Below are 15,175 nucleotides of genomic sequence, written 5' to 3' on the forward strand. Positions count from 1 at the left end.
GGCCAGCCATTTGGCGGCTTCCTCGCGATTGGCAGGCCCGCCGCCGCGGCCCGCCATGCGGGCCATCGCCAGCGCGAACATCGCCTCGCGGTCACCCAAATCGGCGGCGCGCCTGTACCACTCGACCGCCTTGTTGTAGTCGCGCTTGGTGCCGAGCGCGTTGGCGTAGAGCTCGCCCAGCATGGTCATTGCCTTGGGGTCGCCGAGCTCCTGGGCGCGCTTCATCGCCAGGTCGAACGCAGTCTTGTAGAAGCCGCGCTGATAGGCGCCGTACACCAGATCGACATTGGGGTCGTCCGCCGCTGCATCGGCCCCGTCCGCGGGCGTGCCCGGCTTGGCGCCACCGCCCTTGTCGGCGGCCGGCTTCTTAGCCTTGTCCTTATCGGCGGGCGCCGCAGCGGGCTTGGCGGCGGCTTTGGGCGCGGGGGTCGGCTTGGGCTTCGGCTTTTCCGGCTCGATCGGCTTCGGGAATGGATTCGGCGGCGGCGGAGTCAGCGACAGCTGGGCCGACGCGCCGCCGGTGGCGAACAGCAGCACGGCCGCAGCGAGCGAGAACGGGCGCAGCGATTTCATCGATTATTCCCGCGAGGCCGGGGCCGCGTCGGCGGTTGCCGCATAGCCCCGCTTCAGCGCCGCTTCGGCCTCCGCCAACACGGTCGCCTCGGCGCCCGGTTCGGCCCAGACGAGATCGCCGAGCAGCACGAAATCGGCGCCGGCCGCTGCGAATTCCTCGACCTCGTTGCGCGACAGCGCGTAGCCCACACAGGGCGGCTCGAACAGCTCGGCCCACCAGTTCAGCCGCTCGGCGATCGCATCCGACGACGGACGGGTGCCGTCGTCGGTCGGCTCACCGAACAGCACGTAGTCGGCGCCGGCTTCGCCGGCCACCATGGAGTCGTGACGGGTCGGCAGACCGCCGACGCCGGCGATCCGCGACGGCTGCAATTGCGGCAGCCACTCCTTCATCTCGGCAAGGCCCGTCAGATGCGCCCCGTCGGCGCCGCCGCGCGCCACCAGATCGGCATGGCCGTCCAGCAGCAGCGCGGCGCCGGCCGCTTGCACCACGCCCGCCACCGCCTTGACCCGGGTGATCAGCGTCCTCGGATCGGATGGCGCGAGCCGCAGCAGCACCGCCGCGACATCGGCAGCGGCGAGCAGGCGCGGCAGCACCGCGAGCAGGGGAGCGGGATCAGCGAGTGCCGGCGTCGCGAGGTAGAGACGCGGCGCCGGGCGGGGCGGGGCAGGCTTGGCGGCCATCGCGGCTATGCGGCTTTCTTGCTTTCCAGGTCGGAGCTCCACTCGCCCTTGCTGGCGAGCGAATTCATCTTGGCCCGGTGGGTGAAGGCGGCCTGGCCGGCCGCGACATTATCGACCTTGCCCGACCACGCCTTCTGCGGCGCGGCCTGCAGGGCACGGCCGTAGGAGAAGGTGAGGCCCCAGGGCAGGCCGCCGATCTTGTTCATGGCGTCGAGATGCGCGGTGGCTTCCTCGTCCGACTGGCCGCCCGACAGGAACGCGATGCCCGGCACCGCCGACGGCACGCAGGACTTCAGCAGCTTGACGGTCTTCTCGGCGACTTCCTGCACCGACGCCTGCTTGGGCGACTTCTTGCCGGCGATCGCCATGTTGGGCTTCAGGATCATGCCCTCGAGCGCGACGCGCTGGAAGTACAGCTGCTGGAAGGTTTCCTTCAGCACCCATTCGGTGACGTTGTAGCAGGTGTCGATGTCGTGGGAGCCGTCCATCAGCACTTCCGGCTCGACGATCGGCACGATCTGCGCCTGCTGGCACAGCGCCGCGTAGCGCGCCAGCGCGTGTGCGTTGGTCATGATCGCCGTGTGGGTCGGAACGCCCCTCGCGGAATCGATATCGATCACCGCGCGCCATTTCGCGAAGCGCGCGCCCTGCTTGTAGTACTTGGCGAGCCGTTCGGCGAGCTTGTCGAGACCGACGGTGATCAGTTCGCCCGGGCAACCCGGCAGCGGCTGCGTGCCTTCGTCGACCTTGATGCCGGGGATCGAGCCGGCCTGCTCGATCAGCTTGACCAGCGGCGTGCCGTCGGCGGCATTCTGCCAGATGGTCTCGTCGTACAGGATAACGCCGGAGATGTACTCGCTCATCGCTTCCTTGGAGCGGAACATCATCTCGCGGTAATCGCGGCGGTTGGTTTCGGTGGATTCGACGCCGATCACGTCGAACCGCTTCTTGATGGTCCCGGAGGATTCGTCGGCCGCAAGGATGCCCTTGCCGGGCGCGACCATCGCCCGGGCAATCTTGTTGAGGTCGGCGAGGTTCATCAACGTCTCTCCTATAAGGTGTTTTTGTTGGTTGGAAGGCAGCGGACAGGGTCTTAGACGAAAGCCGAGATGAGGGTCTTAGACAATGCCCAGGAAAATGGCGAGGGCGCGATTGACCGCGGAGATGTCTTCGGGGGAGAGGCGGCCGATGCGTGAACGGATCCGGTGAGGGGCGACTGCCGTGATCTTGTCCACCATGATCTGAGACAGATGCCGCAGGCCGTTATCCGGGGCCGGCTCGACTGAAATGCGGATCACGTCGATATCGCGCAATTCTGTGGTGAGCGGTAAGACCACGATCGAGGGGACTTCGTCGAAATCCTCGTTCTGGACAACAACAGCGGGTCTGGGCTTGCCATAGTCGCCTTGCATGGCGACCAGAACGATATCGCCTCGGGTCACTTCCAGCCTTCTGGATCGTACCAATCTTCAATTTCGGCGAGAATCTGCTGCTCGTGAGGATCGTTCGCGATCAATCGGCACTGCCGCTTGATCTCGGCCTTCCATTCCGGCGACTTGTAGTTCTCGGGAACCCAGATCGTCGCTGGCTTCAGCCCCATCGCCTTCATCTTCTCGCGGTGACGGCGGACGCGTTCGGCGCTGAGGCTGCGCGGCTTGTCGGCACGCTGGACCTTAGCGGCCGTGCGCTTGCCGGTGGCCGGCTTGTCGACCTTCCTGTCCATCGGGACTGCCTCTATCCGAAGCGTTACATGTAACGCAACATAGGCCTCCGATGGGCAAGCTGCAAGCCGGCGCCGGCCGCGAAACTTACTTCGCCCGCAGCACTTCGACGCCGGGCAGCGGCTTGCCTTCCATCCACTCCAGGAAGGCGCCGCCGGCGGTCGAGATGTAGGTGAAGTCGTCGGCCACGCCGGCGTGGTTGAGCGCCGCGACGGTGTCGCCGCCGCCCGCCACCGAGATCAGCTTGCCGTCCTTGGTGCGCTTGGCGGCGTGCTTGGCGGCCTCGACGGTGCCCTTGTCGAACGGCGTCAGCTCGAAGGCACCGACCGGGCCGTTCCATACCAGCGTGGCGGCGTCGTCGATCGCCGCGTGGATGCGCTCGATCGAGCGCGGGCCGACGTCGAGGATCATGGCGTCAGCCGGGATGGCGTCGAGTCCATAGGCGAAGGACGGCGCATTGGCCTCGAAGTGATACGCCACGGTAGCGTCGACCGGCAGAATGATGGCGCAGTTCGCCGCCTCGGCCTTGTCGAGAATGCGCAGCGCAGTCGGAGCCAGATCCTTCTCGCACAGCGACTTGCCAACCTTGACGCCCTGCGCGTGCAGGAAGGTGTTGGCCATGCCGCCGCCGATCACCAGCGCCTGCACCTTGGTGACGAGGTTTTCCAACAGGTCGATCTTGCTCGACACCTTGGCGCCGCCGACGATGGCGATCACCGGCTTGGTCGGTGCTTCGAGCGCCTTCTCCAGCGCGACCAGTTCGGCCTGCATGGTGCGGCCCGCATAGGCCGGCAGTTTGTGTCCGAGGCCTTCGGTGGTGGCGTGGGCGCGGTGCGCGGCCGAGAACGCATCGTTGACCCAGATATCACCGAGCTCGGCGAGCTTGGCGACGAAAGCCGGATCGTTCTTCTCTTCTTCCGGATGGAAGCGCGTGTTCTCCAGGCACAGGATGTCGCCGTCCTTCATCGCGGCGATCGCCTTCGCGGCGGCTTCACCGACGCAATCGTCGGCGAACGCGACCGGCTTCTTGATCACCTCGGCGAGCGCAGCGGCGACCGGCTTCAGCGAGTTCTTGTCGTCGCGTCCCTTCGGCCGGCCGAAATGCGCCAGCAGGATCACCTTGCCGCCCTTGCCGGCGATCTCGGTGATGGTCGGCGCGACGCGGTCGAGCCGGGTCGTATCGGTCACCTTGCCGGCTTCCATCGGCACGTTGAGATCGACGCGCAGCAGCACGCGTTTGCCTTTGACATCGACGTCGTCGAGTGTGCGGAATGATTTCGTCATGATGAACCCTATGCGTGGGGCACATCCTTCGAGACGCCTCGCTGCGCTCGGCTCCTCAGGATGAGGCTTACGAAAGCGGCGCGGAGAGCTAGCTCCCCGCGCCTTGTCTGGATCCTCATGGTCAGGAGCGGGCGAAGCCCGCGTCTCGCACCCTGAGGCAACGTGTCATTCGTGCTTTAGATCAGCTTCCCGATCGCGACGGCAGTATCCGCCATGCGGTTGGAGAAGCCCCACTCGTTGTCGTACCACGACATCACGCGCACTAGCGTGCCGTTCTGCACCTTGGTCTGGTCCATGTGGAAGGTGGACGAGTGCGGATCGTGGTTGAAGTCGATCGAGACGTTCGGCGCGTTGGTGTAGCCGAGGATGCCCTTCAGCTCCTGTTCGGCGGCACGCTTCATCGCGTCGTTGATCTCCTCCTTAGTGGTGGCCTTCTTGGCGACGATCTTGAGGTCGACCACCGACACGTTCGGGGTCGGCACGCGGATCGCGACGCCGTCGAGCTTGCCCTTCAGCTCGGGCAGCACCAGGCCGATCGCCTTGGCGGCACCGGTCGAGGTCGGGATCATCGACATCGCCGCGGCGCGGCCGCGGTAGAGGTCCTTGTGCATGGTGTCCAGCGTCGGCTGGTCGCCGGTGTAGGCGTGGATCGTGGTCATGAAGCCGGTCTCGATGCCGACGGTGTCGTTCAGCACCTTGGCGACCGGGGCCAGGCAGTTCGTGGTGCACGAACCGTTCGACACCACCATGTGGTCCTTGGTCAGCGTCTCGTGGTTGACGCCATAGACGATGGTCGCATCCGCGCCGTCCGACGGCGCCGACACCAGCACGCGCTTGGCGCCGGCGGTCAGCAGCGCGGCGGCCTTGTCGCGCGCGGTGAAGATGCCGGTGCATTCCAGCGCGATGTCGACGCCGAGGTCCTTGTAGGGCAGCGCCGACGGGTCCTTGATCGCCGTCACCTTGATCTTGCCGCGGCCGGCATCGATGGTGTCGCCATCGACCTTGACCTCGTGCGGGAAGCGGCCGTGCACCGAGTCGAAGCGCAGCAGATGGGCGTTGGTCTCGACCGGGCCGAGATCGTTGATCGCAACGACTTCGATGTCCTTACGGCCGGACTCGTAGATCGCCCGCAGAACGTTGCGGCCGATACGGCCAAACCCATTGATCGCGACCCGGACTGCCATCCAACTTCTCCTCGGTGCTAATGATACTCAACTGACTGGGGAGAGGGGTTCCCCCGTACTTGTGCGGTGTCATGCCCTGAATGCACCGCAGTTGCAATGCGCTCGTTTGTCGAATCTGCCCAGCGCCTTACTGGCCGGCCAGACGGCTCGTCGCCGCTTCGACAACCGCCTCGGCGGTAATGCCGAAGTGCTTGTAAAGGTCCTTGGCGGGCGCGCTGGCGCCGAAGCCCGTCATGCCGACGAAGCCGCCCTCCGGGCCGATGATCGCATCCCAGCCGAACCGCACCGCGGCCTCGACCGCGACCTTGACGGGGGCGTCGCCGACGATCGCCTTGCGGGTCGCGGCATCCTGCTGCAGCAGCAGGTCGAGCGACGGCACCGAGACGACGCGGGCGGCGACGCCCTTGTCGGCCAGCAGCTTGTGCGCCGCGACCGCGATCTCGACCTCCGAGCCGGTGGCGAAGATCGTCACCTGGGCCTTGCCGCTCGCGGGCACGAGTTCATAGCCGCCCTTGGCGCAGCGGTTCTCGTCCGATTTGGTGGTGCGCACCGGCGTCAGGTTCTGCCGCGACAGCGCCAGCACGGTCGGGCCCTGGGTGTTCTCCAGCGCGAGCTGCCAGCACTCCGCGGTCTCGACCGGGTCCGCCGGGCGGAATACGCGCATGTTGGGCATCGCGCGCAGCGAGGCGAGGTGCTCGACCGGCTGATGGGTCGGGCCGTCTTCGCCGAGCCCGATCGAGTCGTGGGTCATGATGTAGACCACCGGCACATGCGACAGCGCCGCGATCCGCATCGACGGCCGCGCGTAGTCGGCGAAGCACATGAAGGTGCCGCCGGCCGGCGCGAAGCCGCCATGCATCGCGATGCCGTTCATCGCCGCCGCCATGCCCATCTCGCGGATGCCGTAGTGAATATACCGCCCGCTGAAATCATCCGGCGTGACGTCCTTGGCATGTTTGGTGCGGGTGTTGTTGGACGGCGTCAGGTCGGCCGAGCCGAGCAGCATCTCGGGCACCACTTCGACGATCGCCTCGAGCGCGACTTCGCTGGCCTTGCGGGTGGCGATGGTCTGCGGCTCGGCGACCAGTCTGTCCTTGAGCTTGCGGATCGCGCCGTCCAGCGCCGCCGGGCGCTTGCGGTCGATCACCCGGCGCTGGAATTCGCCGCGCTGCTCCGCCGGCAGCGCCCCGAAGCGCTTTTGCCAGTCGGCATGCGCCTTGGCGCCCTTGCTGCCGACCTCGCGCCAGGCGTTCAGCACGTCGTCCGGAATTTCGAACGGGCCATAGTCCCAGCCCAGCGCCTTCTTGGCGCCGGCGAGTTCTTCGGCGCCGAGCGGCTCGCCATGCGCCTTGGAGGTGCCGGCGCGGGTCGGCGCGCCGAAGCCGATCGTGGTCTTGCAGGCGATCATGGTCGGGCGGTCGGAGGCCTGCGCCTTGCGGATCGCATCGGCGATCGCCTTGTGGTCGTGGCCGTCGATCCGGAACGAATTCCAGCCGTGCGCCTGGAAACGCGCGACCTGGTCGACATTGTCGGTCAGCGTCAGCGGGCCGTCGATCGAGATGCCGTTGTCGTCGTACAGGAAGATCAGCTTGTTGAGCTTGAGATGGCCGGCCAGCGCGATCGCCTCGTGGCTGACGCCTTCCATCAGGTCGCCGTCCGAGCACAGCACATACGTATAGTGATCGACGATCTCGCCGAATTCGGCCGCCAGCAGCCGCTCGGCCAGCGCGGTGCCGACCGACGACGCCACGCCCTGGCCGAGCGGGCCGGTGGTGGTCTCGACCGAGTCGGTGATGGAATTTTCCGGATGGCCGGGCGTGCGGGAATCCAGCTGGCGGAAATTCTTGATCTGGTCGAGCGTCATCTCCTTGTTGCCGGTCAGATACAGCAGCGCGTAGAGCAGCATCGAGCCGTGGCCGGCGGAGAGGATGAAGCGGTCGCGATCCGGCCAATGCGCATCGGCGGCGTCGAACTTCAGGAATTCGCTCCACAGCACGGCGGCGACGTCGGCGGCGCCCATCGGCAGGCCGGGGTGACCGGACTTGGCCTTTTCGACTGCATCCATCGCCAGCGCCCGGATTGCGTTCGCCATACGGGAATGATCGAGCTTCGCCATGATGTAACCACCTGAAATCGTGTGTTGGCCGGCGCTCCGCGATTCGAAGCGCAGTGCCGCTCCGGCACAGCCAGAGACACGAACAGGCCGAAAATACCGGGGTGCGATGGTGGAATAGCACCATGATCCGGCGAGTCCAAGGCGGGGGCCTGGGATCAGCACGAGGTGCGTGCTTTGTGGTGCATAGTTGAGCAGCGGCGTTGCGCTCGGCTGCCTTGCTGCGTAAATTTCCCCGTCTAAAGGCTTGTCCAATCGTGGCTTTTATTTGGACGCGTGAAGCTGCGAGGGTCGCGCAACACTATGACGGATCGTCCCGCCCCCGGTTCCATCAGCGCCGATCAGGCTCCGACCGAGATCGTCGCGGCGACGCGTCGTCTTGCCGCGGCGCTCGAGGCGCTCGAAGGCGCGGTGGAGCGGCGGGCCGAAGCGGATCGCGACGAGGACGAGCTGGCGTCGCGAATCCAGGCGCTCGGGGCCGATCGCTCGCGGCTTGCCGACGAGCTCGACGGCTCGCTGGTCAAGACCCGCAAGCTGGAGCGCGCCAATCGCGAGATCGCGCAGCGGCTGGACGCCGCGATCGGCACCATCCGCGCCGTGCTGGAATCCGAGTCGGTCGACGAGGAGGAGCCGTCATGAGCTCGAAGGACGCAGCGGCCGCCGCCAACCACGTCAGCGTCACCATCAACGGCCGGCAATACCGCATGGCCTGCGAGCCGGGCCAGGAGCCGCAGCTGCTCGGCCTCGCCGACAACCTCGAGAGCCGCATCCAGAGCCTGCGCGGCCGCTTCGGCGAGATCGGCGACGCGCGCCTCACCGTGATGGCGGCGCTGATGATGGCCGACGAACTACTCGACGTGAACGGCCGCCTCGCGGCGCTCCAGCAGGAAGTCGACGCGCTACGCGAAGACCGCGCCGCCGCGCTCGACCGGACCGTGACCACCAACCGCGCCGTCGCCGCCGCCCTCAACAGCGCCGCCGAACGCATCGAACGCACCACCCAAGTCCTCAACCGCACCATCGGCGGCGGGATTGCGATCGGGTAGTTACTACGCTCGAATTCCAGCGTCATTGCGAGCGAAGCGAAGCAATCCAGCTCCGTGCTCGGCGCTGGATTGCTTCGTCGCTGCGCTCCTCGCAATGACGGTTGCTACTTCCTGAAGACCGCCACCAGCTCGACATGCGGCGTGTACTTGAACTGATCGACTGGGGTCACCTTCTCCAGCCGGTAGCCGCCGTCGATCAGCAGCTTCGCGTCGCGGGCGAACGTCTGAGCGTTGCAGGAGACGGCGATGATCAGCGGCACACGGCCGGCCGCGAGTTGTGCGGCCTGGGCCTGGGCGCCCTGGCGGGGCGGGTCGAACAGCACGGCGTCGAAATCGACCAATTCCGGCGGCGCCAGTGGGCGTCGGAACAGATCGCGCGTCTCGGCTCTCACCGGCTTCAGGCCGGGCGTCGCCAGCGCGGCCTTCTGCAGGGCCGTCACCGCCGGTCCATCGCTGTCGCAAGCGAACACGCGGGCCTTCGTGGCGAGCCGGAGCGCAAACGGGCCGACGCCGCAGAACAGATCGGCGATCAGCTTGGCGCGTTTGATCTCGGCCAATGCGAGATCGGCCAGCGTCTGTTCGCCGAGCGCGGTCGCCTGCAGGAACGCGCCGGGTGGCAGTGTCACGCGCGCGGTGCCGATCATCACGGTCGGCGGCATCCGCATCAGCACCAGTTCGCCGTGCCGCGTCAGCCGCGCCAGGCGATGCTGTTCGGCGAGCTTCGACAGCGACACGATCATCCTCGGTGGCAGCGGGCCGGAGCCGCGCACATCGACATCGAGGCCGTTCTCGGCGGCGGTGACCTGGATGTCGAGCGGCTTGCCGACCGGCGTCAACGCTTCCGCCAGCGCCCACGCCGCCTCGATCGCGCCGGTCAGTCCCGGATCGAGGATCGGGCAATGATCAATCGCCACCACGTCGTGGCTCGCCGCGGCGCTGAAGCCGACCTTCAGCACGTCGTGCGTGCCCCTGCGCGCATGCAGCGTGATACGGCGGCGGCCGGTGCCGTGGGCGTCGATCAGCGGCGCGACCGGCGCGTCGATCCTGGCCTGCGCCAGCGTCTCGATCACCAGATTGCGCTTCCAGGCGCGATACGCCTCGTCCTGCCAATGCTGGATGGCGCAGCCGCCGCAGACGCCGAAATGCGGGCAGAACGGCGCGACGCGCTCGGGGCTGGCGACATCGACGCGCAACAGCTTGCGACGGTCGGGATGGCCCGACACCAGCGCCGTCTCGACGGTTTCGCCGCCGAGCGCGTAGGGCACATACAGCGTGCCGCTGGGCGCGAGGCTGACGCCGTCGCCGCGGTGGCCGACGTGATCGATCCGGAGAACTTCGTTCATGCCGAAGCGATATAGCGTGTCACGGCCGGCCGGGCACCTGTGTGTCTCAACAAATCGCCGCTAGGCGCTCGGCACGGCGGTGCGGCTCAGCAGGTGGAAACGCCACACCAGCAGTGCGGCGTACACCACCAGCCCGATCGCCAGACCAATCCAGACGCCGAATGGCCCAACGCCGGCGGTAAAGCCGAGCAGCCAGCAGCACGGAAACGCGATCACCCAGAAGCACAGGATGGCGAACAGCAGCGGCACGCGGGTGTCGTTGCGGCCGCGCAGCGCACCATTGGCGACGACCTGCAGGCCGTCGGCGATGAAGAAGCTGGCGCCGACGATCAGCAGTGCCGCGGTCAGCTCCGCGGTGGCAGCCGACTGTGGGCTGTCGCCGAGAAACAGATGCGGGATCTGGTGCCGCGTCAGCGCCACCAGCAGCGTCATGGCCGCCATGAACACGAGGCCGAGTCCGATCGCCGCGAAGCCGGCCCGTCGCGCGCCCTCGGCATCGGCGCGGCCGATCGCGTGCCCGACCCGCACGGTGGCGGCGATCGAGATGCCCATCGGCACCATGAACATGATGGCGGCGATCTGCAGGGCGATCTGATGCGCGGCCAGCGCGGTGGTGCCGAACTTGCCCATCAGCAGCGCCGCGGCGCCGAACACGCCGTATTCGAGCACGGAGGCGCCGGAGATCGGCAGGCCGAGGTGCAGCAGCCGGCCCATTAGCGGCCCGTCGAAGCGCCACAGCTCGCCGAACACCTGATACTTCCGGAACGGCCGCATCGTGACGCAGACGATCGCAGCCGCTACGCACATTGCGACGGCGACGATCGCGGTGGCGAGGCCGGCGCCGAAAATGCCGAGCTGCGGCACGCCGTAGCCGCCATGGATCAGCCAATAGGCGAGGCCGAAATTGATCGGGATCGCCGCCAGCATGATCCACAGCGCCGGCTCGGGCCGGTTCACCGCGCCCATGAAGCCGCGCAGCGCGATGAACAGCCAGGACGGCAGCAGCGACCAGGCGAGGCCGTCGAGATAGAGGCCCGCCAGCTTCGCCGTGCCGGGATCCTGGCCGAGCGCCAGCAGCATCTGCTCGCCGAACAGTTGCCCCAGTGTCAGCGGCACGCCGGCGATCACCGTCGCCCACAGCCCGACGCGCAGCGCGGCGCGGACCTGCCGCGGATTGCGCGCGCCGACCGCCTGCGCGGCCAGCGGCGTCACCGCCGAGACCAGGCCGAGGCCCATGGTGTAGGTCGCGAACAGCACCGTGTGGGCGAGCGCGGCCGCGGCGACCGACTGGTCGCCGAGCCGGCCGATCAGCGCGAGGTCGGTGGTCATCATCGCGATCTGGCCGAGCTGCGTCAGCGCCATCGGCGCTGCGAGCCACAGCGTCTCGATAACTTCCGTCCGCCACGCAGACGATTTCGCCGGCGCAAACGCGCCGGCGGTGACTTCCGAGCCAGGGTGGGTCATGGCGCGCACCATAACCGAACTTGCGGCGGGAGTAAGACTGTTGTGGTTGCGAAGCTGAGGCGGCATTCTTGCTAATGGAATTCGCCCGTCGCCACGAGTACAGCCTCATGGTGAGGAGGCGCGCAGCGCCGTCTCGAACCATGGGCCGCAGCGAATGCGTGGCCCATCCTTCGAGACGCCCGGCTTCGCCCGGCTCCTCAGGATGAGGTCGGTGCGTGTGGTTAAGACATCAGCCGCGCCGCGCGCCGAGGAAGAACTCGGTGTTGCCGTCGCCGCCGGCGATCGGCGAGGCGAACACCTCGATGTCGGTGCAGCCGAGCGAGGCCGCAAAGGCGATGAGTTCGTCGCACACCGCGCGATGCGCTGCGGCATCGCGAACGATGCCGTGCTTCGACGGCACCTCGAATTGCGGTTTGATCAGCGCCAGCAGGCTCATCGGCGCGGCGGCGAGAGACAGCGCGGCCGGCAGCACCAGCTTCAGCGAAATGAAGCTGGCGTCGATCACCACGACGTCCGGCCGCGCCGGCAGCCGCTTGCCTTCGAGGCTGCGGATGTCGGTGGCTTCCATCGAGACGATCTTGGGATGGCCGCGCAGCGACGGATGCAACTGATCGCGGCCGACATCGACGGCGAACACCACCGCGGCGCCGTTCGCCAGCAGCACCTCGGTGAAACCGCCGGTGGAGGAGCCGACGTCGAGGCAGACGTGGTCCTCGATTTCGATCGGATAGCGCTCCAGCGCGCCGGCGAGCTTGACGCCGCCGCGCGACACCCACGGATGCGCCGGCTCGGCCTGCAAGGCTGCATCGAGCGCGATCGGCTCAGACACCTTGGTGACTTGCTTGCCATCGGCGAACACCAGCCCGGCCTCGATCGCCGCCTGCGCCCGCGCCCGGCTTTCGAACAGGCCGCGCTCGACCAACACGACGTCGGCGCGTTTGCGGGGCGGGGAGTCGGGCGACTTGGCCATTATTGGTGCGCCGCCTTCTGCAGCAGCCGCTGCGCCGCGATCTGCACGCAGCTCTCGAACGCGGTGAGATCGTGCCAGATATCAGCGGGCGCGGTGCGCGGCGTCACCAGCGGTGCGCCGTGCAGCTCCAGACAATGGATCAGCATTAGATTATCGGGCAGGCCGAAATCCTCGACTGCGAGTCCGTCGGCGCCGACCAGCAGGCCGTCGCGGCTCGTGATCGTCTCGAACCGCGCGACGCGGTCGATGTAAGTCGCCGGATCGTTCGAATAGCCGAGAACCAGTTTGCCGCGGCCCGCCATGTAGCCGAGTTCGTACACCGTCCCGGCGTCGGCGCTCGGCCCGCGGAACGGCGTCAGATTGGCGATGATCGCATCGGCCCGGTCCATCATCGCCTCGTTGCCGCGGAAGATCTGCAGCGACGCATCATGCGCCGCGAGCGCGACGGCATTGTCGAGCGGGAACAGGCCGGTGAGGCCGTAACGGCCGCAAAGCTCGGCCTTGCGCCGGCCGACGTCGCGCGCGTCGGGCAAGAAGACGTCGGGACCGGCGAGATAGATGTTCATCGCGCAACGCCCATATCTGTGCCCCGGACGCTGCGCAACGCGCCGCGCAGCGGCGTGGTGCGCTGCAGATCCGGGGTCCCGGTTGCTGGGGCGAAGATAACCGGGGTCCCGGATCTGCGCAGCGGCACGAGCGTGCCGCAGCTTGTCCGGGACACGGATCGGGTGGCGCTTACGCCAGCTTCGACGTTTCGGCGGCGACGTCCTTGCCGAGGGTCTCGAACACCTTCTTGACGATCGCCTTGGCGTCGAGGCCGGCGCGGGCGTACATCGCGGCGGGGGTGTCGTGGTCGAGGAAGACGTCGGGCAGCACCATCGAGCGCATCTTCACTTCGCCGTCGAGCTTGCCGTGTTCGGCGAGCGCCTGCATCACGTGGCTGCCGAAGCCGCCGATCGAGCCTTCCTCGATGGTGATCAGGATCTCGTGGTCGTTTGCGAGCTTCAGGATCATGTCGAGGTCGAGCGGCTTCATGAAGCGCGCGTCGGCCACCGTGGTCGAGAGGCCCAGCGTCGCCAGCTCTTCGGCGGCCTTCTCAGCCTCGGCGAGCCGGGTGCCGAACGACAGCAGCGCCACCTTGTTGCCGGTGCGGACGATGCGGCCCTTGCCGATTTCCAGCGGAATGCCGACTTCCGGCATCTCGACGCCGCGGCCTTCGCCGCGCGGATAGCGCACCGCGCTCGGCCGGTCGTTGATCGCCACCTGGGTGGCCACCATGTGCACCAGCTCGGCCTCGTCGGCCGCCGCCATGATCACCAGGTTGGGCAGGCAGCCCAGATAGGCGTTGTCGAACGAGCCCGCATGGGTGGCGCCGTCGGCGCCGACCAGGCCGGCGCGGTCGATCGCGAAGCGGACCGGCAGGTTCTGGATGCAGACGTCGTGCACGACCTGATCGTAGGCGCGCTGCAGGAAGGTCGAGTAGATCGCGCAGAACGGCTTGTAGCCCTCGGTGGCCAGACCGGCCGCGAAGGTCACGGCGTGCTGCTCGGCGATGCCGACGTCGAAAGTGCGCTTCGGGAACGCCTTCTCGAAGATGTCGATGCCGGTGCCGGACGGCATCGCGGCGGTGATGCCGACGATCTTGTCGTCCTTCTGGGCTTCCTTGACGAGGCTCTGGCCGAACACGTTCTGATAGGCCGGGGCGTTCGACTTGGCCTTCGACTGCGCGCCGGTGGCGATGTCGAACTTGACCACCGCGTGATACTTGTCGGCCGCGGCTTCGGCCGGGGCGTAGCCCTTGCCCTTCTGGGTCACGACATGGATCAGGAACGGACCGGCGTCGGCGTCGCGGACGTTCTGCAGGATCGGCAGCAGGTGATCGAGGTTGTGACCGTCGATCGGGCCCACATAGTAGAAGCCGAGCTCCTCGAACAGCGTGCCGCCGCCCATCATGAAGCCGCGGGAATATTCCTCGGCGCGGGCGGCGCGATCGGCGATCAGCTTCGGCAGATGCTTGCCGATCTGCTTGCCGGCCTCGCGCAGCGACCGGTAGGTCTTACCCGAATACAGCCGCGACAGATACGACGACATCGCGCCGACCGGCGGGGCGATCGACATGTTGTTGTCGTTGAGGATCACGATCAGCCGCGAGTTCATCGCGCCGGCGTTGTTCATCGCCTCATAGGCCATGCCGGCCGAGATCGAGCCGTCGCCGATCACCGCGATGACGTTGTTCTTGACGCCCGACAGCTCGCTGGCCACCGCCATGCCGAGGCCGGCCGAGATCGAGGTCGAGGAGTGGCCGGCGCCGAACGGATCGTAGTCGCTCTCGGTGCGCTTGGCGAAGCCGGACAGGCCGCCCGGGGTGCGCAGCGTGCGGATACGGTCGCGGCGGCCGGTCAGGATCTTGTGCGGATAGGCCTGGTGGCCGACGTCCCAGATCAGGCGGTCGCGCGGCGTGTCGAACACATAATGAATGGCCGTGGTCAGCTCGACCACGCCGAGGCCGGCGCCGAAGTGACCGCCCGTGACCGACACCGCATCGATCGTTTCTTGCCGCAATTCGTCTGCAACCTGGCGAACTTGGTCGATTCGAAGCTTGCGGAGGTCTTCCGGCGTACGGATGGTGTCGAGAAGCGGTGTCTTACTCAATTCGGTCACGGCGATATTCCAGTCTTAACTATGGGGCTGGTGAGGCCCGCGACGAATGGTCCGAACTGTCCGATCTGCAGGAGCCCACCAGGCTTCCGCCTCCTTGCGCAGGAGAAAATCAACGATCGAAAGCGTAAGCTG

15 protein-coding genes are annotated in these 15,175 nt (G+C 67.2%); 2 read left to right on the top strand and 13 right to left on the bottom strand.

The genetic code is table 11. The annotated features are described in order from the left end of the window. The 8 genes from IP86_RS16945 to tkt form a co-directional block, all read right to left on the bottom strand. Nucleotides 1-573, bottom strand: a 573-nt coding sequence (locus IP86_RS16945; protein ID WP_197279856.1) for a tetratricopeptide repeat protein, incomplete at its 3' end; no start/stop codon positions are given. A gap of 3 nt (nt 574-576) precedes the next feature. Continuing rightward, the gene (locus IP86_RS16950; RefSeq protein WP_054163716.1) at nt 577-1,257 is read right to left on the bottom strand and encodes a thiamine phosphate synthase; all 681 of its coding nucleotides are present in this window, start codon (nt 1,255-1,257) and stop codon (nt 577-579) included. A gap of 5 nt (nt 1,258-1,262) precedes the next feature. Beyond that, on the bottom strand, nt 1,263-2,297 hold the full coding sequence (locus IP86_RS16955; protein WP_054163717.1) for a class I fructose-bisphosphate aldolase: 1,035 nt from the start codon (nt 2,295-2,297) through the stop codon (nt 1,263-1,265). Between the two features lie 78 nt (nt 2,298-2,375). Then, on the bottom strand, nt 2,376-2,699 hold the full coding sequence (locus IP86_RS16960) for a type II toxin-antitoxin system PemK/MazF family toxin (RefSeq protein WP_054163718.1): 324 nt from the start codon (nt 2,697-2,699) through the stop codon (nt 2,376-2,378). Continuing rightward, a complete protein-coding gene (locus IP86_RS16965; RefSeq protein ID WP_054163719.1) occupies nt 2,696-2,980 on the bottom strand; it encodes an antitoxin MazE family protein in 285 nt (94 codons plus the stop codon). The genes IP86_RS16960 and IP86_RS16965 overlap by 4 nt, the downstream gene beginning before the upstream one ends. Before the next feature lie 85 nt (nt 2,981-3,065). Further along, nucleotides 3,066-4,262, bottom strand: coding sequence for a phosphoglycerate kinase (locus tag IP86_RS16970; protein WP_054163720.1), 1,197 nt, complete (start codon nt 4,260-4,262; stop codon nt 3,066-3,068). 176 nt (nt 4,263-4,438) lie between these two features. Next, nucleotides 4,439-5,446, bottom strand: a complete 1,008-nt coding sequence (gap, locus tag IP86_RS16975) for a type I glyceraldehyde-3-phosphate dehydrogenase (RefSeq protein ID WP_054163721.1) — start codon at nt 5,444-5,446, stop codon at nt 4,439-4,441. 127 nt (nt 5,447-5,573) lie between these two features. Further along, the gene (gene tkt, locus IP86_RS16980) at nt 5,574-7,562 is read right to left on the bottom strand and encodes a transketolase (RefSeq protein WP_054163722.1); all 1,989 of its coding nucleotides are present in this window, start codon (nt 7,560-7,562) and stop codon (nt 5,574-5,576) included. Between the two features lie 300 nt (nt 7,563-7,862). On the opposite strand from tkt, the gene IP86_RS16985 reads away from it, so the two are divergent. Continuing rightward, nucleotides 7,863-8,198 (top strand): DUF4164 domain-containing protein, encoded by a 336-nt coding sequence (locus tag IP86_RS16985; RefSeq protein WP_054163723.1) that lies wholly within the window; start codon nt 7,863-7,865, stop codon nt 8,196-8,198. After that, a complete protein-coding gene (locus tag IP86_RS16990; RefSeq protein ID WP_054163724.1) occupies nt 8,195-8,605 on the top strand; it encodes a cell division protein ZapA in 411 nt (136 codons plus the stop codon). Before IP86_RS16985 ends, IP86_RS16990 begins: the two co-directional genes overlap by 4 nt. 104 nt (nt 8,606-8,709) lie before the next feature. On the opposite strand, the gene IP86_RS16995 is transcribed toward IP86_RS16990, so the two are convergent. From IP86_RS16995 to dxs, 5 genes are all read right to left on the bottom strand, one after another. Continuing rightward, entirely contained in the window at nt 8,710-9,948 is a 1,239-nt protein-coding gene (locus IP86_RS16995) for a class I SAM-dependent RNA methyltransferase (protein WP_054163725.1), read from the bottom strand. A 60-nt stretch (nt 9,949-10,008) separates the two neighbouring features. Continuing rightward, entirely contained in the window at nt 10,009-11,424 is a 1,416-nt protein-coding gene (locus tag IP86_RS17000) for an MATE family efflux transporter (protein WP_054163726.1), read from the bottom strand. A 217-nt stretch (nt 11,425-11,641) separates the two neighbouring features. Beyond that, the gene (locus IP86_RS17005) at nt 11,642-12,382 is read right to left on the bottom strand and encodes a TlyA family RNA methyltransferase (RefSeq protein ID WP_054163727.1); all 741 of its coding nucleotides are present in this window, start codon (nt 12,380-12,382) and stop codon (nt 11,642-11,644) included. Continuing rightward, nucleotides 12,382-12,948 (bottom strand): nucleoside 2-deoxyribosyltransferase, encoded by a 567-nt coding sequence (locus IP86_RS17010; protein WP_054163728.1) that lies wholly within the window; start codon nt 12,946-12,948, stop codon nt 12,382-12,384. The genes IP86_RS17005 and IP86_RS17010 overlap by 1 nt, the downstream gene beginning before the upstream one ends. A 169-nt stretch (nt 12,949-13,117) precedes the next feature. After that, nucleotides 13,118-15,034, bottom strand: coding sequence for a 1-deoxy-D-xylulose-5-phosphate synthase (gene dxs, locus IP86_RS17015; protein WP_197279858.1), 1,917 nt, complete (start codon nt 15,032-15,034; stop codon nt 13,118-13,120). Between the last annotated feature and the right edge of the window lie 141 nt (nt 15,035-15,175).

The sequence above is a fragment of the Rhodopseudomonas sp. AAP120 genome, assembly GCF_001295845.1.
Lineage (GTDB): Bacteria > Pseudomonadota > Alphaproteobacteria > Rhizobiales > Xanthobacteraceae > Rhodopseudomonas.